Annotated in this window: 26 protein-coding genes and 1 pseudogene; 18 read left to right on the plus strand and 9 right to left on the minus strand. The window is 71.9% G+C overall.

Annotated features, from left to right (window positions below):
• Nucleotides 1-70: 70 nt before the first annotated feature.
• On the plus strand, nt 71-1,153 hold the full coding sequence (locus KZC50_RS04620) for an ATP-binding protein (RefSeq protein ID WP_310890775.1): 1,083 nt from the start codon (nt 71-73) through the stop codon (nt 1,151-1,153).
• Here KZC50_RS04620 and KZC50_RS04625 read toward each other — a convergent pair.
• Entirely contained in the window at nt 1,110-1,643 is a 534-nt protein-coding gene (locus KZC50_RS04625; protein WP_310890776.1) for a hypothetical protein, read from the minus strand. The genes KZC50_RS04620 and KZC50_RS04625 overlap by 44 nt on opposite strands.
• Before the next feature lie 78 nt (nt 1,644-1,721).
• Between KZC50_RS04625 and KZC50_RS04630 the strand changes: the two genes are divergently transcribed.
• From KZC50_RS04630 to KZC50_RS15725, 7 genes and pseudogenes are all read left to right on the plus strand, one after another.
• Entirely contained in the window at nt 1,722-2,459 is a 738-nt protein-coding gene (locus tag KZC50_RS04630; protein WP_310890777.1) for a CDP-alcohol phosphatidyltransferase family protein, read from the plus strand.
• A 33-nt stretch (nt 2,460-2,492) separates the two neighbouring features.
• The gene (locus tag KZC50_RS04635) at nt 2,493-2,963 is read left to right on the plus strand and encodes a DUF2231 domain-containing protein (protein WP_310890778.1); all 471 of its coding nucleotides are present in this window, start codon (nt 2,493-2,495) and stop codon (nt 2,961-2,963) included.
• On the plus strand, nt 2,960-3,976 hold the full coding sequence (locus KZC50_RS04640) for a zinc-dependent alcohol dehydrogenase (RefSeq protein ID WP_310890779.1): 1,017 nt from the start codon (nt 2,960-2,962) through the stop codon (nt 3,974-3,976). Before KZC50_RS04635 ends, KZC50_RS04640 begins: the two co-directional genes overlap by 4 nt.
• A 32-nt stretch (nt 3,977-4,008) precedes the next feature.
• Nucleotides 4,009-4,398 carry a 6-pyruvoyl trahydropterin synthase family protein gene (locus KZC50_RS04645; RefSeq protein WP_053547136.1) on the plus strand — a complete coding sequence of 130 codons (390 nt, stop codon included), beginning with the start codon at nt 4,009-4,011 and terminating at the stop codon, nt 4,396-4,398.
• Nucleotides 4,373-5,431: a glycosyltransferase family 4 protein gene (locus KZC50_RS04650; protein ID WP_310890780.1), complete on the plus strand. Its 1,059-nt coding sequence runs from the start codon at nt 4,373-4,375 to the stop codon at nt 5,429-5,431. The genes KZC50_RS04645 and KZC50_RS04650 overlap by 26 nt, the downstream gene beginning before the upstream one ends.
• The gene (locus KZC50_RS04655; protein ID WP_310890781.1) at nt 5,386-6,243 is read left to right on the plus strand and encodes a small ribosomal subunit Rsm22 family protein; all 858 of its coding nucleotides are present in this window, start codon (nt 5,386-5,388) and stop codon (nt 6,241-6,243) included. The genes KZC50_RS04650 and KZC50_RS04655 overlap by 46 nt, the downstream gene beginning before the upstream one ends.
• Nucleotides 6,244-6,257: 14 nt before the next feature.
• Nucleotides 6,258-7,067: pseudogene (locus tag KZC50_RS15725) on the plus strand (lysylphosphatidylglycerol synthase domain-containing protein); the annotation flags it as partial.
• A 117-nt stretch (nt 7,068-7,184) separates the two neighbouring features.
• On the opposite strand, the gene KZC50_RS04665 reads toward KZC50_RS15725, so the two are convergent.
• Nucleotides 7,185-7,964, minus strand: coding sequence for a RibD family protein (locus KZC50_RS04665; protein ID WP_310890782.1), 780 nt, complete (start codon nt 7,962-7,964; stop codon nt 7,185-7,187).
• Between the two features lie 76 nt (nt 7,965-8,040).
• Between KZC50_RS04665 and KZC50_RS04670 the strand changes: the two genes are divergently transcribed.
• The 4 genes from KZC50_RS04670 to KZC50_RS04685 all read left to right on the plus strand — a co-directional run bounded on the left by KZC50_RS04670 (nt 8,041) and on the right by KZC50_RS04685 (nt 12,379).
• Nucleotides 8,041-8,925, plus strand: coding sequence for an SDR family oxidoreductase (locus tag KZC50_RS04670; RefSeq protein ID WP_310890783.1), 885 nt, complete (start codon nt 8,041-8,043; stop codon nt 8,923-8,925).
• A 204-nt stretch (nt 8,926-9,129) separates the two neighbouring features.
• Nucleotides 9,130-10,152 carry a TerC family protein gene (locus tag KZC50_RS04675; RefSeq protein WP_310890784.1) on the plus strand — a complete coding sequence of 341 codons (1,023 nt, stop codon included), beginning with the start codon at nt 9,130-9,132 and terminating at the stop codon, nt 10,150-10,152.
• Nucleotides 10,153-10,290: 138 nt separating this feature from the next.
• Entirely contained in the window at nt 10,291-11,574 is a 1,284-nt protein-coding gene (locus KZC50_RS04680; RefSeq protein ID WP_310890785.1) for a hemolysin family protein, read from the plus strand.
• Between the two features lie 58 nt (nt 11,575-11,632).
• Nucleotides 11,633-12,379, plus strand: coding sequence for a YqjF family protein (locus KZC50_RS04685; RefSeq protein ID WP_236967035.1), 747 nt, complete (start codon nt 11,633-11,635; stop codon nt 12,377-12,379).
• Nucleotides 12,380-12,399: 20 nt separating this feature from the next.
• Here KZC50_RS04685 and KZC50_RS04690 read toward each other — a convergent pair whose 3' ends face one another.
• From KZC50_RS04690 to KZC50_RS04700, 3 genes are all read right to left on the minus strand, one after another.
• Complete coding sequence (locus tag KZC50_RS04690; protein WP_310890786.1) at nt 12,400-12,795, minus strand: DUF2256 and DUF3253 domain-containing protein; 396 nt, start codon at nt 12,793-12,795, stop codon at nt 12,400-12,402.
• Between the two features lie 7 nt (nt 12,796-12,802).
• Nucleotides 12,803-13,114 (minus strand): hypothetical protein, encoded by a 312-nt coding sequence (locus KZC50_RS04695; protein WP_310890787.1) that lies wholly within the window; start codon nt 13,112-13,114, stop codon nt 12,803-12,805.
• A gap of 100 nt (nt 13,115-13,214) precedes the next feature.
• Nucleotides 13,215-13,523, minus strand: coding sequence for an RNA polymerase sigma factor (locus KZC50_RS04700; RefSeq protein ID WP_310891528.1), 309 nt, complete (start codon nt 13,521-13,523; stop codon nt 13,215-13,217).
• A 14-nt stretch (nt 13,524-13,537) separates the two neighbouring features.
• Here KZC50_RS04700 and KZC50_RS04705 point away from each other — a divergent pair, with 14 nt between their 5' ends.
• Together KZC50_RS04705 and KZC50_RS04710 are read left to right on the plus strand one after the other, a co-directional pair.
• A complete protein-coding gene (locus tag KZC50_RS04705; protein ID WP_310890788.1) occupies nt 13,538-13,723 on the plus strand; it encodes a hypothetical protein in 186 nt (61 codons plus the stop codon).
• Between the two features lie 68 nt (nt 13,724-13,791).
• Nucleotides 13,792-15,525 (plus strand): alpha-glucosidase, encoded by a 1,734-nt coding sequence (locus KZC50_RS04710; RefSeq protein WP_310890789.1) that lies wholly within the window; start codon nt 13,792-13,794, stop codon nt 15,523-15,525.
• Between the two features lie 9 nt (nt 15,526-15,534).
• On the opposite strand, the gene KZC50_RS04715 is transcribed toward KZC50_RS04710, so the two are convergent.
• Complete coding sequence (locus KZC50_RS04715) at nt 15,535-16,557, minus strand: CNNM domain-containing protein (protein WP_310890790.1); 1,023 nt, start codon at nt 16,555-16,557, stop codon at nt 15,535-15,537.
• The gene (locus KZC50_RS04720; RefSeq protein ID WP_310890791.1) at nt 16,554-17,972 is read right to left on the minus strand and encodes a hemolysin family protein; all 1,419 of its coding nucleotides are present in this window, start codon (nt 17,970-17,972) and stop codon (nt 16,554-16,556) included. The genes KZC50_RS04715 and KZC50_RS04720 overlap by 4 nt, the downstream gene beginning before the upstream one ends.
• Nucleotides 17,973-18,152: 180 nt before the next feature.
• On the opposite strand from KZC50_RS04720, the gene chrA reads away from it, so the two are divergent.
• The 4 genes from chrA to KZC50_RS04740 all read left to right on the plus strand — a co-directional run bounded on the left by chrA (nt 18,153) and on the right by KZC50_RS04740 (nt 22,011).
• Nucleotides 18,153-19,352: a chromate efflux transporter gene (chrA, locus tag KZC50_RS04725; protein ID WP_310890792.1), complete on the plus strand. Its 1,200-nt coding sequence runs from the start codon at nt 18,153-18,155 to the stop codon at nt 19,350-19,352.
• A gap of 82 nt (nt 19,353-19,434) precedes the next feature.
• Nucleotides 19,435-20,811 carry a pyridoxal phosphate-dependent decarboxylase family protein gene (locus tag KZC50_RS04730; protein ID WP_310891529.1) on the plus strand — a complete coding sequence of 459 codons (1,377 nt, stop codon included), beginning with the start codon at nt 19,435-19,437 and terminating at the stop codon, nt 20,809-20,811.
• Nucleotides 20,812-20,893: 82 nt separating this feature from the next.
• Nucleotides 20,894-21,691 carry an acyl-CoA synthetase gene (locus tag KZC50_RS04735; RefSeq protein ID WP_310890793.1) on the plus strand — a complete coding sequence of 266 codons (798 nt, stop codon included), beginning with the start codon at nt 20,894-20,896 and terminating at the stop codon, nt 21,689-21,691.
• Nucleotides 21,688-22,011 carry a hypothetical protein gene (locus KZC50_RS04740; RefSeq protein WP_053546875.1) on the plus strand — a complete coding sequence of 108 codons (324 nt, stop codon included), beginning with the start codon at nt 21,688-21,690 and terminating at the stop codon, nt 22,009-22,011. The genes KZC50_RS04735 and KZC50_RS04740 overlap by 4 nt, the downstream gene beginning before the upstream one ends.
• Nucleotides 22,012-22,035: 24 nt before the next feature.
• Here the strand turns inward: KZC50_RS04740 and purB are convergent, their stop codons facing one another.
• Together purB and KZC50_RS04750 are read right to left on the minus strand one after the other, a co-directional pair.
• Nucleotides 22,036-23,415 (minus strand): adenylosuccinate lyase, encoded by a 1,380-nt coding sequence (gene purB / locus KZC50_RS04745; RefSeq protein WP_310890794.1) that lies wholly within the window; start codon nt 23,413-23,415, stop codon nt 22,036-22,038.
• A gap of 56 nt (nt 23,416-23,471) precedes the next feature.
• Nucleotides 23,472-23,978, minus strand: coding sequence for a low molecular weight protein-tyrosine-phosphatase (locus KZC50_RS04750; protein ID WP_310890795.1), 507 nt, complete (start codon nt 23,976-23,978; stop codon nt 23,472-23,474).
• Nucleotides 23,979-24,076: the final 98 nt, after the last annotated feature.

Below are 24,076 nucleotides of genomic sequence, written 5' to 3' on the forward strand. Positions count from 1 at the left end.
CCGGATCCATCCGGTGCGACCCGGTGCGATCCTATGGGCATCGACCCCCGGTTTCGCTAGCGTGAGACCCGTGGATCCGCGACTGATCATCGGCACCCAGGTCGATTCCGGCGACCCTGCCGAGCTCCTGCCGACGAAGTTCAACCGCCATACGTTCTGGTGCGGGCAGAGCGGGTCCGGCAAGACCTACGCGCTCGGGGTCGTGCTCGAGCAGCTCATCGGCGCGACGCGTCTGCCGGTGGTGATCCTCGATCCCAACTCCGACTTCGCCCGACTCGGCGAGACACGGACGGATGCCGATCCCGCCGCCGCGTCCGCGTGGGCCTCGCGCAGCATCCGTGTCCTGGGTCCCGGCGGCGACGAGCCGCTGAAGATCCGCTTCGTCGACCTTCCCACCCGCAGCCGCGCGGCGATCATGCGCCTGGATCCGGTGATGGATCCCGAGTTCTTCAACATGGCCCTGCGGGTCAGCGAGCAGGTCCAGGGCCACACCCCCACGCCCGAGCAATTCGCGCGCTGGCTTCGCCGAGATGACGACCCCGACCGCCGCCGCTTCGCGATGCGGCTGGAGAACCTCGGCATCCTCGACTGGGATATCTGGGCCTGGGGCGGACGCGACGCCTCCGACGTCATCGACGAGGAGCACGACGCGACGGTCCTCGACCTCGGCGCCTTCCGCGAGCCGGGGGAGTTCAAGGCCGCGGCCCTGTCGGTGCTCGACCACCTGTGGCAGAACCGCGAGCAGCGCCGGCCGCGCCTCATCGTCATCGACGAGGCGCACAACCTCTGCTCGCCGGATCCGCAGACGCCCGCCGACCGGCTGCTGACCGAGCGCATCGTGCAGATCGCCGCGGAGGGGCGGAAGTTCGGGCTCTGGCTCGTGCTGTCCACGCAGCGGCCGTCGAAGGTGCACCCCAACGCGTTGTCGCAATGCGACAACGTCGCGCTGATGCGCATGAACGCCCCGAACGACCTCGCCGCGCTCGCCGAGTCGTTCGGCTTCGTCCCGCAGGACCTCCTCATGCGCTCGCCGGTGTTCGGGCAGGGTCAGGCGATCTTCGCGGGCGGGTTCACCGCCGCCCCGCAGCTGGTGCAGATGGGCGCGCGCCTCACGGTCGAGGGCGGCTCGGACGTCCCGGTGCCGCTCCGGTAACGGCATCCGCTCCGGTAGCGGCATCCGCTCCGGCAGAGACACCGGGTCCCTCCCGCTCGAACAGCCGCCGCGCGGCCCCGCGCGCGAGCATCAGCACGATGATGAGCGCGGTCACGGCGAAGAACCCGCCGAGGCGCACGGCGTCGCCGAAGACGAGGTCGACGAGCTCCAGCACCAGGAACTTGCTCCCCGGCAGCACGAGCACGAGGGCTGCGATCCGGATCGTCCGGGCGAGGGCGCCGGACGGCGAACGGATGCCCCGCAGCAGGCGCGTCTTCACCCACAGGACCGCCTCGAGCACGACCTTCAGCAGGACGGCGGTGAGGAGCGCGAGGAGGAAGCTCTCCGAGATGACGGCCGGGAAGAGCTGGATGAAGGTCCCGAGCACGACGAGGTAGACGAAGACGTCGACGAGGTCGAGCGGTCGCAGTGCGATGCGGGCGATGATCGGTCCCTCTCCGCTGCCCGTGATCCGGGCGGGCGAGCGCATTGTAGACCTCGCGCACCCCCCGGGTAAAGATCCCCCTCGATCGGCCCTGCCCCGTTCGGGCCGCATTATCGTGACTGCATGACCCAGCTGCGCCTCGCGAACGCCCCCTCGGCGGCGCGCCCGGCGCGCTTCGGCGGGGTCGCCGAAGCCGGTGTGGTCGTCCTCGTGCCGCTCGCCGCGGCGGCGCTCTGGGCCCTGCTGCATACGCCGCACGGCCTGGTCATCCTCCTCGCGATGGTCGCGGCGCTCATCGTCCCCGGCGTCGCCGCGGTGTCGATCCTCCGGCGCCGCCCGCGCGCGGTCACCCCGGCCGACCGGGTCACCCTCGGCCGTGTCGGACTCACCGGCGTCGTCGCCGCGGCGACCGTCCTCGTCCTCGCCGGCAGCCTCCCCGCTCGCACCTGGGTGGTGGGGGCCGTCATCGGCGCGGCCCTCCTCCTCGATGCGATCGACGGATGGGTGGCGCGGAGCACCGGAACGGCGACGGATGCCGGAGCCCGCCTCGATATGGAGTCCGACGCCGCGCTGCTGCTGGTGCTGTCGATCCTCGCGGCCCCGACGGTGGGCTGGTGGGTGCTCGCGATCGGCGTGATGCGCTACGTCTTCGTCGTGGCATCCTGGATCCGCCCGAAGCTCCGCGGCGACCTCCCCTACAGCTCCTTCCGCCGCACGGTCGCGGCGATCCAGGGCGTCGCTCTTCTGATCGCGCTCATCCCGATCGTGCCGGTGCCCATCGCCGCCGCGTCGGCCGTGATCGCGCTGGTGCTCCTGGCGGCGTCCTTCGGGCGTGACATCATTGCGCTCGAGCGCGCCTGAGCCCGCTTTCCGCCCCGACCGGACGAGAGAGTCATGGATCTGCCCCTTCACCCCCTTGTCGTTCACGCCGCCGTCGTGCTGGTCCCGCTGGCCGCGGTGCTGGTGATCACGGCGGTGTTCTGGGCGCGGGTGCGCGTGCAGGTGGGCGCCGTGGGTGCGGTGCTCGCGCTCCTGGGAACCGTCTCGTTCTTCGTCGCCCACCGCTCGGGGTCGGCTCTCGCCGAGATCGTCGGCACCCCGTACGAGCACATGGCGTGGGCCGACCCCGCGCTCGCCGCGGCCATCGTCTTCGGCGTGCTCGCGGTCGCGTGGTACGTCCAGGCCGTGCTGCTTCACCGGGCGGCGGCTCGGGGCACGCCCGCGCGCGGTCGCTCTATCGCCGAGCGGGTCACCGGCATCCTCGCCTCCGTGGCCGGCGTCGTCGCGTGCGTCTTCACGTTCCTCGTCGGGCACTCCGGTGCGGAAGAAGTGTGGTCGGGCGTGGCCGCGGCGGTCGTCGCGTGACCGACACCGACACCGACAGGGCCACCGACGCCGGGCACACCGCGCGCGCCCACTGGTCCGTCGCGCCCGGCGCCGGCGAGATCCGGCTCGAAACCCTGCCGTCTCCGCGCGCCGGGGAGGCCCGCGTCCGGACGCTCTACAGCGGCATCAGTCGCGGAACCGAGCTGCTCGTCCGCCGCGGTGACGTCCCGCCCTCGCAGCACGCGCGTATGCGCGCGCCCTTCCAAGAGGGCGACTTCCCCTTCCCGGTGAAGTACGGCTACCTCTCCGTCGGTGTCGTCGAGGACGGACCCGCCGACCTCGTGGGGCGTCGCGTGTTCTGCCTGCACCCGCACCAGGACCGCTACGTCGTCGACGCGTCCATGCTCACGCCCCTTCCCGACGCCGTCCCCTCGCGCCGCGCGGTGCTCACCGGCACGGTGGAGACGGCGCTCAACGCGCTGTGGGACGCGCCGCCCTGCGCGGGCGACCGCATCGCCGTCGTCGGCGGCGGTCTCGTGGGCGGGGCGGTCGCCCTGCTCCTGCGCCGCTTCCCCCTCGCCCGGCTGCAGATCGTGGATCCGGATGCCGCACGCCGACGGCAGCTGGCCGAGACGGGGCTCGACGCCGTGGCGCCCGAGGACGCGGCGGGCGACTGCGACCTCGTCTTCCACGCCTCGGCATCCGAGTCCGGGCTCGCGGCCGCCCTCGCACTCCTCGGCGACGAGGCGGAGCTCGTGGAGATGTCGTGGTTCGGTGCGCGCGAACCCCGCGTACCGCTCGGGGAGGATTTCCACTCCCGCCGACTGCGGATCACCGCCAGCCAGGTGTCGCGGATCGGCGCCGCCCGGCGCGCGCGTCGCGACCCGGCCGCCCGTCTCGCGACCGCGCTGGAGTTCCTCGCGGACCCCGCGTTCGACACCCTCATCGCGGCCGACGTCGCCTTCGACGAGATGGACGACGCCTACGCCGCGCTGGAGGACGGTCGCATCGGCCCCGGCTGCGTCGTCGTGGCCTACCCCGACTCGCCCTGAACCCGACCCGCCCCGACCTCCGAGAGGACACCATGTTCGGACTCACCGTCCGCGATCACGTCATGATCGCCCACAGCCTGCCCGACGAATTCTTCGGCCCCGCCCAGGGTCTCCACGGCGCGACCCTCGTCGTCGAGGCGACCTGGCGGAGCCCGCGCCTGGACGACCACGCGGTCGTGATCGACATCGGCGAGGCCTCCCGGCACCTCTCCGAGGTGCTCGACCCGCTGCGGTACGCGAACCTCGACGAGCACCCCGCGTTCGCCGGCACGCTCAGCACCACCGAGGCCGTCGCCGCGCACATCGCCCGGGCGCTCGCCGAGCGGCTCGACCCGGCAGCGGGCATCACCGGCATCGGCATCGTCGTGCGCGAGCACCCCGACGCGTGGGTGACGTATGACCTCGACGTCGCTGGGCGCTGACCGCGTCTTCGTCGTCCCCGCCGACCTCGGCGGTCCGAGCGGCGGAAGCGCCTACAACGCCGCGATGATCGCGGCCCTCCGCGCGGACGACGTCGCCGTTGTCGAACGCCGCGTCCCCGGGGCTTGGCCGCGCCCGACGGAGGACGATCTCGACGCCCTCGCCGACGCCCTCGCCTCGGCGCGGGAGGTCGTCGTCGACGGCATCGTGGCGTGCGCGGCTCCGGATCGGATCGCGGATGCCGCGGCGGCCGGCATCCGTGTCGTGATCCTCGTCCACCTCCCGCTGCCCGCCGAATCCGGTCTCTCCGACGCGGATGCCGACACCCTCGCGCGCGGGGAGCGGGCGGCGCTGGAGGCGGCCGACCTGGTGCTCTGCACGAGCGCGTGGGCGCGCGACGACCTGCGGGCGCGCTACGACATCGCGGCGGAGGTCGTGCGACCGGGTGTCGATGCCGCTGACCCTGCCACCGGGAGCGCGCCGCCGCGCCTGCTGATCCTCGGCGCGGTGACCCCGCGCAAGAACGCGCTCCTCGCCCTCTCGGCGCTCACCCCCCTGCGCGCGCGCGATTGGGAGGTCGTCGTGGCCGGCCCCGCGCGGGACGCGCATCCGTACGTCGCCGAGGTCGAGGCCGCCGTCGAGGCGCTCGGCGCCGATCGCGCGCGCGTCGTCGGACCCGTCACGGGGCGTCGTCGTGAGCGCGTCTGGCGCGAGGCCGACCTGCTCCTGCTGCCCTCGCTCGTCGAGCCCTACGGCATGGTCGTGACGGAGGCCCTCGCCCGCGGCATCCCGGCGCTCGTCGCCTCGGGCACGGGCGCGGTCGAAGCCCTCGCCGCTGGGACCGACGCCGGCGGATCCCTCCCCGGCCTCGCTCTCCCCGCGGACGAGCCGGACGCGTGGACCGACGCGCTCGCGCGCTGGCTCGACGACGCCGATCTCCGGGCCGCCTGGCGGGCCGCGGCATCCGATGCCCGGTCTAGACTTCGAGGATGGCCGCACGCCGCGACGCAGCTGCGGGACCTGCTCCGATGGTGAGCCGTCCCGTCCCCGCCGATTGGCTGTCGCTGCGGCGCCAGGCCGATCACACCGCCCGCGAGGCGGCGCTCCCGCTCGTGGCGGAAGCCGTGGCCGCGCTCGGCGCGGAAGACGCCCCGGTCCGCGTCATCGACGTCGGCGCCGGAACCGGATCGAACCAGGCGTGGCTGGCCGACCGCCTCGTGCCGCTCGAGCAGCACTGGATCCTCGTCGACCACGACGCCGATCTCATCGACGCGGTCGATCCCGTCGCGCCGACCTCGGTCTCCTCGCTCACGCGTCGGATCGCCACGGTCGCCGAGCTCCCCGACATCGTCGCCGAGGACGAGGGCCCCGTGCTGTTCACCTGCGCCGCCCTCCTCGATCTCCTCTCCCCGGCGGATGCCGCCGTCCTCGTCGACGCGATCGCCCGGACCGGGTCCGCGGCGCTCCTCAGCCTCAGCGTCACCGGTGCGGTGTCGATCGACCCGCCGCACCCCGCCGACACCGCGATCACCGACGCCTTCGACGCCCATCAGCGGCGCGACGACCTCCTCGGTCCGGACGCCGTCGACCATGTCGCCGGGCTCCTCCGTGAGCGCGGACAGCGGGTGCGGGTCGCCGAGACCCCGTGGCGTCTGGACGCCGCCGAGCAGGCGGCGCTCGTGCAGCGCTACCTCCACGATCGGGCCGACGTGGCGATCGAGCACGACCCCGCGCTCGCCGACCTCGTCACCGCCTGGCGCGAGGAGCGTCAGGCCCAGATCGACCGGGGCGCGCTCGTCGTCCACGTCGGACACGCCGACATCCTGAGCCTCCCCGCGACCGCGTGAGCGGAGCCGGACGGATGCCGGGTCGAGGCCGAGGTCGGCTGATCCTCGTCGCGCTCCTCCAGGTGGTGGTCACCGCCGGCATCCTCGCCGTCGTGGTGTGGCGCTTCGGTCTCGCGCCGCTCGTGGACGCGGTGACGCAGCTGCCCTGGTGGGCCTACCCGATCGGCATCGCGCTGGGCGCCGCCGGCGTCGTCGCCCAGGCTCTCCGCTGGCGGGTGGTCGCGCGTCATCACGCGATCCGCATCCCGCTCGGACCGGCGATAGCGCGCTGCTGGCAGGCCTCCTTCCTCAACAGCGTGCTTCCCGGTGGGCTCGCCGGAGACGCGCTCCGCGCCGCGGACGACAGCAGCGACGCGGACGTGAGCGCCGGCCGCCGCGCCCTCGCGAGCGGATTCGCCGCGATGGCGGGGGAGCGCCTGGCCGGCACCGCGGTGGTCTTCCTCGCCGCCGGGGTCGCCCTCGCAGCCCCCGCCCCTCTCTTCGCGCTCGGAAGCCTGGGGATCGCGGTGCTCGTCTCCGTGATCGCGTGGCGGTGGCTCCGGCAGCTGTCGGCGCGCGAGCTGGTCGCCGTCGTCGCGCTCGCCGTCGCCGGGTGGGCCGCGTTCGCGGGGATCTTCGTCGTCTCGGCGCTGGCCCTGGCGCCCGCGTTGAGCCTCTCCGTCCTGCCCGGAACGGCGGCGGTCGCGATCGCGGGCATGTCGATCCCGCTCGGCGTGGGCGGGTGGGGCACGCGCGAAGCGGCGTCGGCGTGGGCGTTCGATCTCGCCGGCTCCACCGCCGAGCTCGGCATCACCGTGTCGATCGGCTACGGCATCCTGGCGCTCGCGTCGACCCTTCCCGGTGCCGTCGTCGTCGCCGTCCGCGTCCTTCCGCGTGCGCGGGAGGTGCGCCGGGCGCGCGAACGTCGTCGAGCCCGGGCGTCGTCCGAGAACGCGCGTGGGTCAGAAGGTGAACTCGGTGCAGAGGTCCGCGCCGAGGGGGAAGCGGCGGACCGGTCCGCGGAGGGCGTCGGCGAGACGATCCTCTCCGTCGAAGCGGATGCCGGGCACGCCGTCGCCGATGAGTACCGGCGCGGTGGTGAGGTAGAGCCAGCGGAGGGCGTGGTCGCCCACGAACCGCGACACCGTCACTCCTCCGCCCTCGATCAGCACCCGTGAGAGGCCTCGCGCCTCGAGCACGGCGAGGATCTCGCGCGGTGTGAGCGACCGCAGTTCCGGCACGCAGACGATCTGCACGTGCGGGCCGACCTGCGTCTCGACCGGGGTCTCGGCATCCACGAGCCAGAGCGTGGGGGCGGCGCCGTCGTGCAGGAGAACGGATGCCGCGGGGATGCGCGCGGACGCGTCCAGAACGACCCGGACGGGGTTGGGTCCGGCGACGGCGCGGACGGTCAGGCGCGGGTCGTCGTTGGCGACGGTGCGCCAGCCCACGACCACGGCGTCGACGAGGGCGCGCAGGCGATGCAGGTGGCGGCGATCCTCTTCGCCGGTGACATAGCAGGCGTCTCCGGTGCGGGCGGCGATGAAGCCGTCGAGACTCTGGCCGAGCTGAGCGACGGCGAAGGGGCCGCGGGCCTCCACCAGAGGTGTGTAGATCTCCGCGAGCTGCGCGCACGCGGGCTCGTCGCCGGCGAGGAGCTGCCGCCAGGCGCGGTCGTCGGGATCGGGGGCGCCGCCGCTCGCCGATGAGGGCGTCGGTCCTCCGGCGGTGGTGGGCGGCATCCTTCCAGCGTAAGCGCCCGCTCGGATCTGCGGGTGGGCTCGACGCGTCCCTGCCTGTGTGCCACACTCTGCCCTCGTGACCCACCGCTCCGCCCCCGCCTCCGCCACCCCGCTCCTCGGCCGCACCGCCCTCGTCACCGGCGTCTCCCGGCGCCGCGGCATCGGCTTCGCCGTGGCGTCCGCGTTCGCGCGGCTCGGCGCGCACATCGTCATCCACCACCACCGCGCCCACGACGAGGGCCAGCCGTGGGGCGCCGACGACCTCGACGCGGTTCGGGACGGCATCCGTTCCCAGCTCGTACCCGGGGCCGAGCTCGTCGACATCGGGGCGGACCTGTCGGATGCCGCGGCGATCCCGCGGGTGATCGAGGCCGCCGCCGCGATCACCGGGTCGATCGAGATCCTCGTGTGCAACCACGCCCGGAGCGGCGGTGACGGCAGCATCCTGGACATGACGGCGGAGACCCTCGACGCCTTCTGGGACGTCAACACCCGCGCGACCCTCCTGCTCACCTCCGCGTTCGCCGCCCGCCACCACGCCCCCGCCCAGCCCCGGCGGCCGGGCGACCGCATCGCCGGCAGCGGGCCTTACGCGGGTCCGACCGGGCACGTCTTCTGGATGACATCCGGTCAGATCCACGGCCCCATGCGCGGCGAGGTCGCCTACGCCACGAGCAAAGCGGCGCTGGCCGGCGTGACGACGACGGTCGCGGCGGAGCTCCTCGAGCTCGGCATCGTCCTCAACACGATCGATCCCGGTCCGGTCAACACCGGATACCTGGATGCCGAGACCGCAGATCGCGATCTCGAGGGCCTCGACGCGCGCGTCGCCGGGACGCCGTTCGGCCGGTTCGGTCGTCCCGAGGACCCGGCCGCGCTCATCTCGTGGCTGGCGTCGCCGGAGGGGAGCTGGGTGGTCGGCCAGGTGATCAGCAGCGACGGCGGCTTCCAGCTGGCCTGACCCGCCGCCCCTCGCCGGTCACCTCCACAGGAGATTCTCAGCCATCGGCGCGGGTCTTCGCCTACTGTTGCACGGTCCAAGGGGAGTACCCCGACACGGTGGATTCGTCATCACGGAGGCTCTGCGCCTCCCGGATCGCCGGTCTCCGTCGGAGATGGGGAAGACCTTGGCGTCGATTCGTTCACGCCTCGGTCTGGAGACCCTTTGAACATCACGCCCCTTGTGTGGGGGATCACCATCGCGGTGACCATCGCCTTCTTCGTCTTCGAGTACTTCGCGCACGTGCGCAAGCCCCACGCGCCGACGATCGGTGAGTCCGCCCGATGGTCGGTGTTCTACATCGTCCTCGCCCTCCTCTTCGGCGTCGGCATCGGCATAGTGTCGGGCTGGACGTACGGCGGCGAGTACTACGCCGGTTACCTCACCGAGAAGGCGCTGTCGATCGACAACCTCTTCGTGTTCCTGATCGTCATGACCGGGTTCGCGGTGCCGAAGATCTACCAGCAGAAGGTGCTGATGATCGGCATCGTCATCGCGCTCATCATGCGCGGTGCATTCATCGCGGTGGGGGCGGCGCTCATCGAGAACTTCTCCTGGATCTTCTACATCTTCGGCGCGCTGCTGCTCTTCCTCGCCTACCGCCAGGCCTTCTCGCACGGTGAGTCCGACCCCGCCAACGGCAAGTTCATGACGTTCGTCCGTCGCGTGCTCCCGGTGAGCGACGAGTACAACGGCGACCGCCTGTTCGTGAAGAAGGACGGCCGACGCTTCGTCACGCCGATGCTCCTCGTCATCGTGGCGATCGGCTTCGTCGACCTCATCTTCGCCGTCGACTCGATCCCGGCCATCTACGGCCTCACCAACGAGGCGTACATCGTCTTCACCGCCAACGCGTTCGCCCTCATGGGACTCCGCCAGCTGTACTTCCTCATCGGAGGACTGCTGGAGCGCCTCATCTACCTCGCGCAGGGTCTCGCGGTGATCCTCGCCTTCATCGGTGTGAAGCTCGTCTTCCACGCCCTGCACGTCAACGAGCTCCCCTTCATCAACGGCGGCGAGCCGGTGCTGTGGATCCCCGAGATCCCGATCTGGCTGTCCCTGCTGTTCATCGCCGCGACCGTCACCGTCGCGACGATCGCGAGCCTCGCGAAGACCCGCAGCGACCGCCTGCGTCGCCCGGTCGAGGTCAAGCAGGACATCGAGGACGCCCGCGACCCGCGTCCCTGACGCCACCGAATCCCTCCCCTCCACTCGAAGAAAGAGCAGTCCTGTGAGCACGCGGCACCGCGCCGAACCCGCCGACCCCGACAGATCCGGCGCCCGGAAGACCCCGGGCACCTCGACTCGTGGGGCGGAGGACCGGTGATGGGCGACCTCCTGCTGAACATCGCGCTCGTCGTCGCGTTCGTCCTGATCGGCGGCGTCTTCGCCGCGACCGAGATGGCGCTGGTAACGCTCCGCGAGAGCCAGCTCAACGCCATCTCCGCGCGCGGCCGCCGCGGTGAGAAGGTCGCCTCCCTCGCGCGGAACCCGAACACGTTCCTCTCGGCGGTGCAGATCGGTGTGACCGTGGCGGGCTTCGCGTCGGCCGCGTACGGGGCGACCTCGATCGCCCCGTCCGTCGCTCCTCTGTTCGTGGCGTGGGGACTCGCGGAGCCTGTTGCCCTGACGATCGCCACGCTCGTGCTGACGCTCCTCGTCGCCTACCTGTCGCTGGTGCTCGGCGAACTCGTCCCCAAGCGGCTGGCGATCCAGCGCAACGCCCAATTCGCCTACGCGGTCGCGCCGGTGCTCGACGGATTCGCCACGCTCATGCGCCCGGTCATCTGGCTGCTCTCGGTGTCGACGAACGCGCTGGTGCGCCTCCTCGGCGGTGATCCGCACAAGACCGCCGACGAGATCACCGACGAGGAGATCCGCGACATCGTCGCGACGCACCAGGGGCTCCCCGAGGACGAGCGCCGCATCCTCGACGACGTGCTCTCGCTTCACGATCGGCAGATCAGCGGTGTGATGCGCCCCCGTCCCGACGTCGTCGCCCTCGACGAGACCGACACCGTCGCCGACGCGGTCGCTCAGGTGAGCGACCTCCCGTTCTCGCGCTACCCCGTCGCTGACAAGTCGATCGACGACCTCACGGGCTTCGTCCACGTGCGCGACCTCTTCGACACCGTCCGCACCTCACCCGAGGCCGCCCTGTCGGCCATCGTGCGGCCGATCTCGTACTTCCCGTCGACGGCGCGGGTCCTGCCGACGCTCACGAAGATGCGTGCGGAGGGCCAGCACATCGCCGTTGTGGTGGACGAGTACGGCGGAACCGACGGGATCGTGACGCTCGAGGACCTCGTCGAAGAAGTCGTGGGTGAGATCTTCGACGAGTACGACACGGATGCCGAGCCTCTCGCGAGCGGAGAGGATGTCGACGGGCGGCTGAACTTCCAGGACTTCGAGGAGCTCACCGGGGTCTCACTGCCCCGCGGCACGTCGGACACGGTCGCCGGGTGGGTCACCGAGCAGCTCGGTCGGCTCGCGGTCGTCGGCGACACCGTGGACGTCGACGGTGTCGTCGTCCAGGTCACCGGACTCGATCGACGACGGATCTCGTCGGTGCGCGTGGTCGTGAGCGAGGAGCGCGACCCGCGTCCCTGACGCTCGCGTCGATCCTGCCGCGCGGCCCGATCGGCGTTCCCCGGCGGAGAATCGAAGGGTGACGATCCCGGCCCACGCCCCCGCGCTGCCCTCGCGCGCAGTGCTGTCGCAGGTGTGGAGCCACGCCGTCTTCGTGCACTGGCGGGTCGATCCCGCGCAGGTCGCCCCGCTGCTCCCGCCGGGTGTCCGCCCGGACGTGTTCGACGGGTCGGCATGGGTGGGGCTCGTGCCGTTCGTCCTGTCGCGCTTCCGCTTCCTGCCGCTTCCCGCGGTGCCGTGGCTCGGAACCTTCGCCGAGATCAACGTCCGCACCTACGGCGTCGACGCCGCCGGGCGTCGGGGGGTCGTCTTCCGCACGCTCGAGGCCGAGCACCTCCCGCCGGTGCTCGCGGCGCGGGCGCTGTTCGGCCTGCCCTACCGGTGGGCGTCGATCGGACTCCAGACGGATGCCGCGGCATCGGTCGTGGCCTTCCGCTCGCGCCGGCGCGACGCGAGGGGCCGCCCGCGCGGCCCGGGCACGCGCATCGCCGTCCGCGTGGGCGATGAGGTCGTCGACAGCGACCTCTCGCGCTTCCTCACCGCGCGATGGGGGTTCCACGAGCGCCATCTCGGCGCGACGCGGTGGGCGCAGAACTGCCACGAGGAATGGCCGTTGCGGACCGCGGAGCTCCTCGAGCTGGACGACGAGCTCGTCGCCGATGCGGGGTTCCCCGGGCTCGCGGCGCGGTCGCCGGACTCGGTGCTCGCGATGCCGGCGGGGCATCCGGGGTTCGTCACCCGCTTCGCGCGGGCCCGCCGGATCTGAGAGCGAGTCCGTCGAACGTCCTAGCGCGCGCGACGGATGCGGATGGGACCGCGCGCGGTGGAAGGGTCGACGACCGTGCCGCGCTGCGTGATCTCCACCTCGCCGGCGGCGACGAGCCGGCGTGCGGCGCGCCGCGCCGGTTCCATGAGGTCGCGCCAGTCATCACCGCCGACCGATCGCGCGGCCTCCGACGGGCAGATCGTCGCGGTCGCGGCCCGCGCGGCGAGAAGCTCGCGGATCGCGTCCTCGAGGGCGGTGTCCACCGTCCGCACGCCGCGACGCCGGCACGCGTCGGAGCAGTAGGTGACCTGATCCCAGTTCGCCGCCCACTTCTTGCGCCACTGCATCTCGCGGCCGCACGATGCGCATGTCTTCGACTCCGCCGGCGGCTCGGAGGTCGATCGGGACCGGCCCACGGCGGCGTCAGTGGATGCGGGCGATCTGCACCGTGATCGTCGCGTCCTCGGGGGAGTGCTCGGCCAGCACGTCCGCCACACGGCGGGCGGTCTCGGGCGTGTCGTACTCGGGGTTCGTGGCGATGCGCGCCGCGAACCGGGGGATGCCGTCGCGCATCGAGACGGCGATGTCGGCCTGCCGCTCGCCGGAGCGCCCGGTGGCGGCGGCGAGGATGCCGGAGATCTGCTGCAGCGGCGATCCGTACACGTCGACGACGCCGTCGACCGCGCGCACACGGGAGACCAGTCCGCCGTCCGGTTCGGGAGTGATGAGAGTCATGACGATTCCTTGTCGGACGCGTAGCCGTGGAGGTCTTCGACCGCGATGTTGACCCCCACGACCTTCAGCTCAGTGTGCAGGATCTCGGGAGGAGTCTGGGTCATCGCCAGTCCTCCAACCGGATCGTGATCGAACTCCGTGCTCGTGACAGCAAGCCTCTCACGGTGCTGGCGCTCGTGGTCATCTCCTCGGCGATCTCGGCGTCGCTGAGGTCGGCGACCTCGCGCAGCAGCCAGGCGCGCCGCTGGTCGTCTGCCAGCTCGTCGAGCGCCGCCGACAGTGCGGCGAGCTGAGAACACCCAGGACTCTTTTCGTGACGAATCCGGCGGAACGGCCCTCCTATTCGCGGAGCAAACGTAACGCTCGCGAATCGCCCCGAATCGGGGTTGATTTCCCACCGTCCGACCAGATAGGAGCCGGCTCATGGCCACCAACGACATCACGACCACCTCCGCCGAGGAGACGCGCGCCCCGCAAAGCGCCGCCTCCCGCGTCGACCGTCCCGCTTCGTCCTTCGGTGCCATCCGCGACGCGATCAACGCCACCGACCTCGCGCAGGGCGTTCCCGGCGACGACAGCAACGACGACGAGCCCTCGCGCGTCTCCTGATCGAGACCGCGCGCTGCGGTTCCCCACCCTTCGGGACGCCATCGACGTCGGCCCGTAGGGTGGGGGCCATGAGCGCCGAGTACGCATGGTGGACCTCCGCGGTGGTCTACCAGATCTACCCCCGTTCGTTCCAGGACTCCGACGGCGACGGCATCGGCGACCTGCGCGGCATCCTCCGCCGCGTCGACCATCTCGACGAGCTCGGCGTCGATGTCGTGTGGTTCTCGCCGCTGTACCGCAGCCCGCAGGACGACAACGGGTACGACATCAGCGACTACCAGGACGTGGATCCGCTGTTCGGCACCCTCGACGACCTCGACGAGGTCATCGGAGCTCTGCACGAGCGCGGGATCAAAGTGGTCATGGACCTCGTCGTCAACCACACCAGCGACGAGCATCCGTGGTTCATCGAGTCGCGCTCGACCCGCGACAGCCCGAAGCGCGACTGGTACTGGTGGCGCGACCCCCGCGACGGATTCGAGCCCGGGACACGCGGCTCCGAACCCACGAACTGGGGCTCCTTCTTCTCCGGCCCCGCCTGGGAGTGGGACGAGCAGACCGGGCAGCACTACCTGCACCTGTTCAGCCGCAAGCAGCCCGACCTCAACTGGGAGAACCCGGAGGTGCGCGAGGCCGTCTACGCGATGATGCGCTGGTGGCTCGACCGCGGGGTGGACGGCTTCCGGATGGACGTCATCAACCTCATCTCCAAAGACGTCGGTCCGGACGGTGCGCTCTCCGACGCCCCGGTCGCAAGCGGCCTGTACGGCGATGCCACCGCCGCGAGCGCCAACGGCCCGCGGCTGCATGAGTTCCTCCAGGAGATGCACCGCGAGGTGTTCGCGGGACGCCGGGAGTCGCTGCTCCTCGTCGGCGAGACCCCCGGTGCGACCGTCGAGGACGCGGAGCTGTTCACCGACCCTGCGCGCGCCGAGCTCGACATGGTCTTCACGTTCGAGCACATGGGACTCGACACCGTCGATGGCGACCGCTTCCAGCACCGGCCCCTCGACCTCCGCGACCTCAAGGCGACGCTCACGCGGTGGCAGGCGGGCCTCGCCGAGACGGGGTGGAACTCGCTCTACTGGGACAACCACGATCAGCCGCGCGTCGTCTCCCGCTTCGGCGACGACGGCGAGCACCGTGTCGCCTCCGCGACGGCGCTCGCGACGGTCCTGCACCTGCACCGCGGCACCCCGTACATCTACCAGGGCGAGGAGCTCGGGATGACGGATGCCGGTTTCACGTCGTTCGATCAGTACCGCGACATCGAGTCGCTGCGTTACGTCGAGGAGAAGCGGGCGATCGGCGAATTCGACGACGAGCAGCTGCTGCGCGCCCTCGCCTTCGGCAGCCGCGACAACGCGCGGACCCCCGTCCAGTGGGACGCCTCGGCGCACGCCGGCTTCACCACGGGCGAGCCGTGGATCCAGGTCAACCCGAACCACGACCGGATCAACGCGGAGGACGCCCGCGCCGATCCGGCGTCGGTGTTCCACTACTACCGACGGCTCATCGCGCTCCGCCACGACGATCCCGTCGTGCAGACCGGGGCGTTCACCCTGGTCTGGCCGGAGGACACCGAGGTCTACGCGTTCCACCGCGCGCAGGACGGCATCCGTCTCACCCTCGTCGCCAACTGCTCGAGCGACACCGTGGAGAGGGATGCCGCCGAGCTGCGCGTCGAGCGGGCGAGCGTCGTGATCGCCAACCACGACGACCCGCCGCAGGCGCCGTCGGGACGCCTGCGGCTGCGGCCGTGGGAGTGCGTGGTCTACCGCGTGGAGGAGTCCGCGGCCTGACTGAGGCCGCTACCCGGCGCCGACGGTCGCCTCGCCGGGGAGGACCCGCTTGACGACGTCGGTGAGGGTGACGACGCCGATCGCGCGTTCCTCGGATTCGACGACGAGCAGCTGGACGCTCGCCTCGCGCATGCGCCGGAGCGCCTCGTGGACGAGCAGATCCTCCGGCAGGCGCAGGGCCGGGCGGGCGAGGGTCGTCACGGGGTCCGTGTCGTCGCGCAGGAGCGTGTCGCGTACGTGCACGACCGAGCGCGGCTCACCGTCCCCGTCGAGGACGAGCACCCGCAGGTGGCCGGTGCGGCGCGCCGCCTCCCGCACGGCGGCGAGATCGGCATCCGTCGTCACGGCCGTCGGTGTCGTGGTCGGGACGGTGATGTCGCCGAGGGTCAGGTTCTCGAGCTCGATGACCTGCGAGATCTGGGTGCGCAGCTCCGGTTCGAGCACGCCCACCTGGCCGGAGTACTCCACGAGGTGACGGATGGTGTCGGCGTCGCGGCCGCCGACCGCGGCGCGGTCCACCGGCTCGACGCCGCTGCGGGCCACGAGGGCGTTCGCGATCCGGTTGACCCAGAGGAGGAAGGGACGAAGCGGCCAGACGTAGGCGCGTGCCGGGATGCCGACGATCCGCGCCGCCGTCTCGGGGTGCGCGATCGCCCACGACTTCGGGGCCATCTCGCCCACGACGAGGTGGAGGAAGGTCACCGCGAGCAGCGACAGCGCGAACGCGGCGCCGCCGGCGAGCCACTCCGGCGCACCCCACGAGGCGAAGACCGGACCGAGCCACGCGTCGACCGCGGGCTTGGTGACGGCACCGAGGGCGAACGTGCAGGCCGTGATGCCGAGCTGGGCGCCGGCGAGCATGAGGGTGAGTTCGTTCATGCCCCGGAGCGCCGCGCGTGCCGACGGGTCGGTCGTGGCGGTCTCCTCCAGCCGGTGTCGACGCGCGCCGAGCAGCGCGAACTCGATGACGACGAAGAATGCACTCAAGACGATGAGTGCCACCGTGGCGATCAGGACGATCCAGCCGTTCATCGCGGTGCCTCCTCGGACTCGTGGGCAGCGTCCCTCAGGGCCTCGGATGCCTCCCGGTCGGCGTCCCGTTCGGTGACGAGTTGCACGCGCAGGACGTGCGGGACGTGCCGTTCGAGCTCCACGACCTCGATCAGGAGCGCGCGGGAGGTGTGGTCATCCTCGATGACGTCGGCGCCCTGGAGGGGGAGCTCGACGCGGACGGTGTCGCCCGGTTCGGGCAGACGCCCGGCGGCGGCGATCGCGAGTCCGGACAGGGTCTCGAAGTCGCCGCGTTCCAGATCGGCGCCGATGACGCGCTCGACCTCGTCGATGTGGAGGTCGCCGTCCATCTCCCACATGTCGTCCGCGGTCTGCACCGCGCCCGCGCCGTCCTCGGCGTCGTGCTCGTCGGAGATCTCGCCGACGAGTTCCTCGGCGAGGTCCTCCAGGGTCAGGACACCCGCGAATCCGCCGTACTCGTCGATGACGCAGGCGAGCTCGTTCTTCGTCTCGGTCAGCTGGCCGAAGGCATCCGGGAGGGGCATGAGGGTGGCGAGCACGAGCGGCTCGCGCATGATCGCGGTCACGGGGCGCGCGTCGTCCCGGTCGGTCCCGAGGACATCCACGAGATGGACGACGCCGACCGGCTCGTCGCGTTCGCCGATGACCGGGTAGCGCGTGTGCGCCTCCGCCATCAGGGCCCGGACGTGGGAGATCGGGTCGGTGACATGGACCACGTCGACCTGGACACGCGGGATCATCGCGTGCTCGACATCCTGCTCGGGGAAATCGAGGATGCGGTCGAGCATGAGCGACAGATCCTCGGGGAGGTCGCCGCTGTCGCGGGAGTCCTCGATGATGTGCTCGAGGTCCTTCGCGGTCGCCGAGGTGTCCACGTCGTGGACGGGTTGGACCCGGACGAGGCGGAGGAGACCCTCGGCGGACTTGTCGAACACCCAGATGAGCCATCCGAAGATCGTCAGGTAACCCAGGGTGGTCGGCGCGAGCGCGCGGGAGAGCGGCTCGGGATTCGCCAGCGCGAGGTTCTTCGGGTACAGCTCCCCGAAGATCATCTGCACGACGGCGGCGAGGACCAGCGCGCCGACGGTGCCGATCGTGATGCCGACGGCCGCGGGGACGCCGATGCCGCCGAGGAGTGTTCCCAGGGACTCGCCGATGAACGGCTCGGCGACGTATCCGACGAGGAGGCCGGTCACGGTGATGCCGAGCTGCGCCCCGGAGAGCATGAACGAGGTGCGCTGGGTGACCTTGAGTGCCCGACGAGCGGCGGTGTCACCGGCGTCGGCACGCGCGCGCAGCTTGGCGCGGTCCACCGACATGTAGGCGAACTCCTGCGCGACGAAGTAGCCGTTCGCGGCGATGATGACGGCCGTCAGGACGATGCCGAGGAGGAGGAAGAGCAGTGCGGTGATCATGGAAGGATCACCCCCCGCGCCGAACGCGAGGAAAAGGGGACAGGGGCGAGGACGCCCGGACTATGACCGGGGTCGTCTGTCGACGACCCCGCGCGTGAGTGTCCGTTCACGTGCTGGTATGCACCTCCGAGTGAGAATGCTGATCATTGTAGGACACCGTGACCGGGTATTGTCCCGCCCGTGACCTCCCCCCGACGCGCTGGTTCCCCCGCAGAGGTGTTCGGCGCCTTCCTGAAGCTGGGGTTGATGTCCTTCGGCGGACCGGTGGCGCACCTCGGCTACTTCCGCGACGAGCTCGTCACGCGCCGTCGCTGGATCGACGATCGCGGCTACGGCGAGCTCGTCGCGCTGAGCCAGTTCCTCCCCGGTCCCGCCTCGAGCCAGGTCGGATTCGGGCTCGGCCTCCTCCGCGCCGGTCCCCTGGGCGCGCTCGCCGCATGGCTCGCCTTCACGCTGCCGTCGGCGATCATCATGGTCGCCTTCGCGTACGGCGCGGACCTCTTCGGCGGCACGATCGGCTCCGGCATCCTGGACGGGCTGAAGATCGTCGCGGTCGCGATCGTCGCCCAGGCGGTCTGGGGCATGGCCCGGTCGCTCACCCCGGATGCCCGACGCGCGTCGATCGCCGTCGGCGCGGCGGTGCTGGTCCTGGTCGTGGCGGGGACTCTCGGCCAGGTCGCCGCGATCGTCCTCGGCGCGCTCGCCGGCCTTCTCCTCTGCCGGATGCCGGGGGAGACGCCGGGACCGGACCTGGACTTCGGCGTCTCGCGGCGGGTCGGCGCGACCTCCCTCGCGGTGTTCGCGGTGCTCCTCGTCGGGCTCCCGATCGCCGTCGCGACCCTCGGAGGGACGGCCCTCGGCGTCGCGGACGCGTTCTACCGCGCCGGTGCGCTCGTCTTCGGCGGTGGCCACGTCGTCCTGCCGCTGCTGGAGGCCGAGGTCGTCACCGGCGGGTGGGTGGACGCCGAGCAGTTCCTCGCCGGGTACGGCGTCGCCCAGGCGGTCCCGGGTCCGCTGTTCACCTTCGCGGCCTATCTCGGGGCGCTCGCCGCCCCGGGGGCCGCGGGCCTCGCGACGGCGGCGATCGCTCTGGTGGCGGTGTTCGTTCCGGGCCTCCTCCTCCTCGTCGGTGTGCTGCCGTTCTGGAACGCCCTGCGGACGCGACCCGCGGCCCAAGCGCTCCTGCGCGGCGCGAACGCCGCCGTCGTCGGCATCCTCGCCGCCGCCCTCTACGACCCGGTCTTCGTCACCGCGGTGACGGGGCCCGCGTCCTTCGCGCTCGCCCTCGTCTGCTTCGTGCTGCTGATCTCGTGGCGTGTGCCGCCGTGGGTGGTGGTGATCGTCGGTGCCGTCGGCGGCGTCGGACTCGCGTTCCTCTGAACGCCTCCCTCGCCCGCCCGTACACGGCTACCGTGGATCCGACCCGAACCGGGTCGCGAGGACCGGAGCCGCCATGACCGAGATGACCCCGCCCGACCGCATGCACGCGATCTCCCCCGAGACGCGTGCGGTCGTCGACGACGTGCTGGAGTACGCCCGACGCCGCGCCCTCTACGAGGACATCCCGCTCGACAAGCCGCTGCGGCCGAGCGATCTCGCGCGCCTCGCCCCGCGTACGGTGACGCCGGAGGGCATCGGGGCGCGCCGGGCGATCGCCCTGTTCGAGAACGTCCTCGCTCCGGCCTGCATCTCCACCGACCACCCCGGCTACCTCTCCTTCATCCCCTCGGCGCCCAGCAAGGCGGCGCTCGCCTTCGACGTCGTGGTCTCGGCATCCGCCGTCTACGCCGGATCGTGGATGGAGGGCGCCGGCGCCGTGTTCGCCGAGAACGAGGTGCTGCACTGGCTCGCGCGCGAGTTCGGCCTGCCCGAGGGTGCCGGCGGTGTCTTCGTCCAGGGCGGCACCATCGGCAATCTGTCCGCGCTCGTCACGGCACGGGATGCCGCACGCCGGCGCCTGCGCGCGGCCGACCGCCCGATGCCTGCGCGCTGGCTCGTCGTCTGCAGCGCCGAGGCGCACTCATCGATCGCCTCCGCCGCGGCGGTCATGGACGTCGACGTCCTCCCGGTGCCCGTCGACGACGCCGGGCGGCTCCACGGGGACGCCGTCGCCCGTGCGCTCGACGAGCACGGTGACGCCGTCTTCGCGGTCGTCGCCACCGGGGGCACCACCAACTTCGGCATCGTCGACGACATCGCCTCGATCGCCGACGTCACCGCCGCCCGCGGAGTCTGGCTGCACGTCGACGGCGCGTACGGCCTCGCGGCGATGCTCGTCCCGGAGGCGCGCGGCGCGTTCGCCGGGGTCGAGCACGCCGACTCGGTCATCGTCGACCCGCACAAGTGGCTGTTCGCCCCGTTCGACGCGTGCGCGCTGATCTACCGCGATCCCTCGCTCGCCCTGGCCGCGCACACGCAGAAGGCCGAGTACCTCGACACCTTGACCGACACCCCCGACTGGAACCCGTCGGACCTCGGCATCCAGCTCACCCGCCGGGCGCGGGGCCTCCCGCTGTGGTTCTCGCTGGCGACCCACGGCACCGAGCACTACCGCGCCGCGATCGCGTACGGGATCGACGTCGCCGCACGGATCGCCGACGACATCCGCGCCCGCGACGAGGTGTCGCTCGTGCGAGACCCGCAGCTGTCGGTGGTGGTCTTCCGCAGGCACGGCTGGACGATGGCCGACTACAAGGCGTGGTCGGATCGCCTCCTCGATGACCAGCGCGCCTTCGTCGTGCCGAGCTCGCACGCGGGGGAGCCGGTGCTCCGCTTCGCGATCATCTCGCCTCTGACGACCTACGAGCTCCTCGTCGACGTCCTCGATTCGCTGCGCTGAGCCTCTCTCCCGCCCGCCGGCCGCGTCTCGGGCGCACGATCTACACTGGAAGGGTTCGTTCCGCCGCCACAGGAATGCCCCCGTGACCCCTTCTTCTTCCGTCCGCACGTTCGAGGTGCGCCACGTGCAGCTCGCGCGCGCCGGCTTCGCGGCGCTCGCGGCGCTGATGATCACCTTCTCCCCGGACCACTCCGCCGCCGTCGGCGCAGCGGTCTTCAGCGGGTTCGCGATCGCCACCGGGCTCGTCTTCCTCCTGGCGGCGTGGCTCGTCTCGCCGACCGGCGGGCGCGGTGCGGCGATCGCCCTCGGCGCCGTCACGGTCGTGGCGGGTATCGTCGCGAGCCTCCCGCCGGTCCGCTCGGTGGCCGGCTTCTTCATCGTCGTGATCGCCTGGGCCGTCATCGCCGGAGCCGTCGAACTGGCCGTGGGCGCGCGTGCCCTCCTCCGCGCGCGGAAGGCCGCCCGCACGGACGCGTCGGACGCGGATGCCGCACCGCGTCGCGCAGGATCCGTCGCCCCGTGGACTCCGCGCGACGGCGCGACCCCCGTGGCCCCGCTCTCCCGCGGCGACGCGCGCGACGCCGTCGTCGTCGGCGTGCTCGGCATCCTCCTCGCCGTCGGCATGCTGCTGGTCCCCACCGGCTACGCCCTCCGGTACACGATCGAAGAGGCCGGACAGACCTTCACGCTCACCGGCATCATCATCGCCGTCGGCATCTTCGGCGCCTACGCCGCGATCGTGGCGGTCTACCTCGCCATCGCCGGCTTCTCCCCGCGGCCCGCGACCGCATCCGCATCGCCCGAGACGGCGGATGCCGCCGCTCTCGGCGTCACCGCGACCGGCGCCCCGACGCCGGCCGACCCGAAGGATTCCGCGTGACCGAGAACCAGCCCTCCCGCCGTGACCTCATGAAGCCCCTCCAGCTGGTCGGGCTCGCCTTCGTCGCGGCGCTGTTCGCCGGCGGCGTCACGCTGGTGTCGATGGGCTTCTTCCAGTCCAAGCCCGCCGAGGAGGCGCAGGGCGCCCTGGTGCTGGCCCTCATCGTCGCCGGGATCGTCTTCATCGCGACGCTGCTGATCGTCTCGCTGCTGCTCCTGGTCGTCGACCCGGCGCAGGTGGCGACACCGGTCGACCGCCCGGTGCTCTACGACCCCGAACCGGACGCGACCGACGGACCGGAGACCCCGCCCGCCCGCTGAGGCCCGCGCGCGGCGTCGCCTCGCTCAGGCCAGGTCGACCACGCGTGCCGCCAGGCCGGTGTACCCGGCCGGGGTCAGTGCCCGCAGGCGCGCCTTCGCGTCATCGCCGATGTCGAGGCCGTCGACGAACTCCGCCAGCTCGACCGCGCCGACACGGCGTCCGCGGGTGAGGTCCTTCAGCAGGGCGTACGGGTCGGTGATCTCCGAGCGTCCCGCGGCGATCTCCGCGCGCACGACGGTCTGGATCGCCTCGGCGAGCACCTCCCAGTTCGCGTCGAGGTCGGCATCCAGCACGTGCTGCGACAGCGAGATCTCGCCGAGCCCGCGAGTGAGGTTGTCCAGCGCCAGGAGGGAGTGGCCGAGGGCGACGCCGATGTTGCGCTGGGTCGTGGAGTCGGTCAGGTCGCGCTGGAGGCGAGAGGTCACGAGCGTCTGCGACAGGGTCTGCAGGAGCCCTGCGGAGATCTCGAGGTTCGCCTCGGCGTTCTCGAACCGGATCGGGTTGATCTTGTGGGGCATCGTCGAGGATCCGGTCGCGCCGGCGACGGGGATCTGCGCGAAGAAGCCGAGGGAGATGTAGGTCCACACATCCGTGGCGAGGTTGTGCAGGATGCCGCCGGCGTGACGGATCCGGTCGTACAGCTCGACCTGCCAGTCGTGGGACTCGATCTGGGTCGTCACCGGGTTGAATCCGATGCCGAGGCCCTCGATGAATCCGCGGGAGACCTCGGGCCAGTCGACGTCGGGAGCTGCGGCGACGTGCGCCGACCAGGTGCCGGTGGCGCCGGAGAACTTCGCGAGGTACTCTCCGCCCGCGACCTGGGCGGCGACCCGGCGGAGGCGCCAGACGAACACCGCCAGCTCCTTGCCCATCGTGGTGGGCGTCGCGGGTTGACCGTGGGTGCGCGAGAGCATCGGCGCATCGCGGTGGGCGTCGGCGAGGCCGGCGAGGGCGTCGATGACCCGGTGCAGGGCCGGGAGCCACACCCGTTCCACGGCCCGGTGCACGGTCAGGGCGTAGGAGGCGGAGTTGATGTCCTCGCTCGTGCAGGCGAAGTGCGTGAGCTCGGCGAGTCCCGAGAGGCCGAGGGCGTCCAGCCGGTCGCGGACGAGGTACTCGATCGCCTTGACGTCGTGGCGGGTGACCGCCTCCTTCTCCGCCAGCCACGCGATCTCGTCCGCGCCGAAGTCGACGTAGAGGGCCCGCAGGCGCGTCTTGTCGTCGTCGCCGAGCGGCGTCGTGCCGAACAGGGAGCGATCGGTGAGCGTGATGATCCACTCGACCTCCACCTCGACGCGGGCGCGGTTCAGGCCCGCCTCCGAGAGGTAGTCGGCCAGAGGGGCCACGGCGGCGCGGTAGCGACCGTCGAGGGGGCTGAGCGGCTGCGGCGGCAGAGAGGTCACGGTACTCCCGTCGGGACGAGGCTCTTCCCGCGGCACCGAGCGCGCACGGGTCGTGCTCACACGTGCGGTCGGATCGCGGGTTCGAGTTGCCGGAAGAGCGCCCGGCTCGCGCTCTCGATCATACCGAGCACCTGATCGAACATCCGGGGGCCGGCGTAGTACGGATCGGGCACGTCGAGCGAGGGGGCGGCGGGGTCGAACGACAGCAGCAGGGCGATCTTGTCGGTATCCGTCTCGGAGCGCGCCCAGCCGCGCAGGATCCGCTCGTGCGACCGGTCCAGGGCCACCACCAGGTCGTTCTGCGTGAAGTCCGCGGGCGAGAACTGGCGGGCCCGGTGTCGCTCGCCGTCGTACCCGTGGCGCGCGAGCGCGTCGATCGTGCGCTCATCGGCGCGCTCGCCGACGTGCCAGTCTCCGGTGCCGGCACTGGAGGACACCACGCGGGCCGACAGGCCGGTCGATGACGCCAGGGACCGGAACACGACCTCCGCCATCGGGGAGCGGCAGATGTTGCCCGTGCAGACGAAGACGACGCGGAAGGGCTCCACGCGGGGGTCGGACATGGGCTCCATTCTGTCCCGCCGGCGTCGGTCGCGCACGCGCGTCGCGCCGGGGCCCTCCTGCACAGGCGCGGTGACACGCGCTCGACGCACCGAGTCTG

The sequence above is a fragment of the Microbacterium aurantiacum genome, from assembly GCF_031625015.1.
Taxonomy (GTDB): domain Bacteria; phylum Actinomycetota; class Actinomycetes; order Actinomycetales; family Microbacteriaceae; genus Microbacterium; species Microbacterium aurantiacum.

Bases quoted from the DNA above. Each gene is read 5' to 3' on its own strand.
- KZC50_RS04705 (WP_310890788.1), top strand. From the start codon at position 13,538: ATGGCCACCAACGACATCACGACCACCTCCGCCGAGGAGACGCGCGCC.
- KZC50_RS04750 (WP_310890795.1), bottom strand. From the start codon at position 23,978: ATGTCCGACCCCCGCGTGGAGCCCTTCCGCGTCGTCTTCGTCTGCACG.
- KZC50_RS04625 (WP_310890776.1), bottom strand. From the start codon at position 1,643: ATGCGCTCGCCCGCCCGGATCACGGGCAGCGGAGAGGGACCGATCATC.
- KZC50_RS04665 (WP_310890782.1), bottom strand. From the start codon at position 7,964: ATGCCGCCCACCACCGCCGGAGGACCGACGCCCTCATCGGCGAGCGGC.
- KZC50_RS04720 (WP_310890791.1), bottom strand. From the start codon at position 17,972: ATGATCACCGCACTGCTCTTCCTCCTCCTCGGCATCGTCCTGACGGCC.
- KZC50_RS04710 (WP_310890789.1), top strand. From the start codon at position 13,792: ATGAGCGCCGAGTACGCATGGTGGACCTCCGCGGTGGTCTACCAGATC.
- KZC50_RS04715 (WP_310890790.1), bottom strand. From the start codon at position 16,557: ATGAACGGCTGGATCGTCCTGATCGCCACGGTGGCACTCATCGTCTTG.
- KZC50_RS04650 (WP_310890780.1), top strand. From the start codon at position 4,373: ATGACCTCGACGTCGCTGGGCGCTGACCGCGTCTTCGTCGTCCCCGCC.
- KZC50_RS04630 (WP_310890777.1), top strand. From the start codon at position 1,722: ATGACCCAGCTGCGCCTCGCGAACGCCCCCTCGGCGGCGCGCCCGGCG.
- KZC50_RS04695 (WP_310890787.1), bottom strand. From the start codon at position 13,114: ATGACTCTCATCACTCCCGAACCGGACGGCGGACTGGTCTCCCGTGTG.
- KZC50_RS04730 (WP_310891529.1), top strand. From the start codon at position 19,435: ATGACCCCGCCCGACCGCATGCACGCGATCTCCCCCGAGACGCGTGCG.
- KZC50_RS04655 (WP_310890781.1), top strand. From the start codon at position 5,386: ATGGCCGCACGCCGCGACGCAGCTGCGGGACCTGCTCCGATGGTGAGC.
- KZC50_RS04645 (WP_053547136.1), top strand. From the start codon at position 4,009: ATGTTCGGACTCACCGTCCGCGATCACGTCATGATCGCCCACAGCCTG.
- KZC50_RS04635 (WP_310890778.1), top strand. From the start codon at position 2,493: ATGGATCTGCCCCTTCACCCCCTTGTCGTTCACGCCGCCGTCGTGCTG.
- KZC50_RS04680 (WP_310890785.1), top strand. From the start codon at position 10,291: ATGGGCGACCTCCTGCTGAACATCGCGCTCGTCGTCGCGTTCGTCCTG.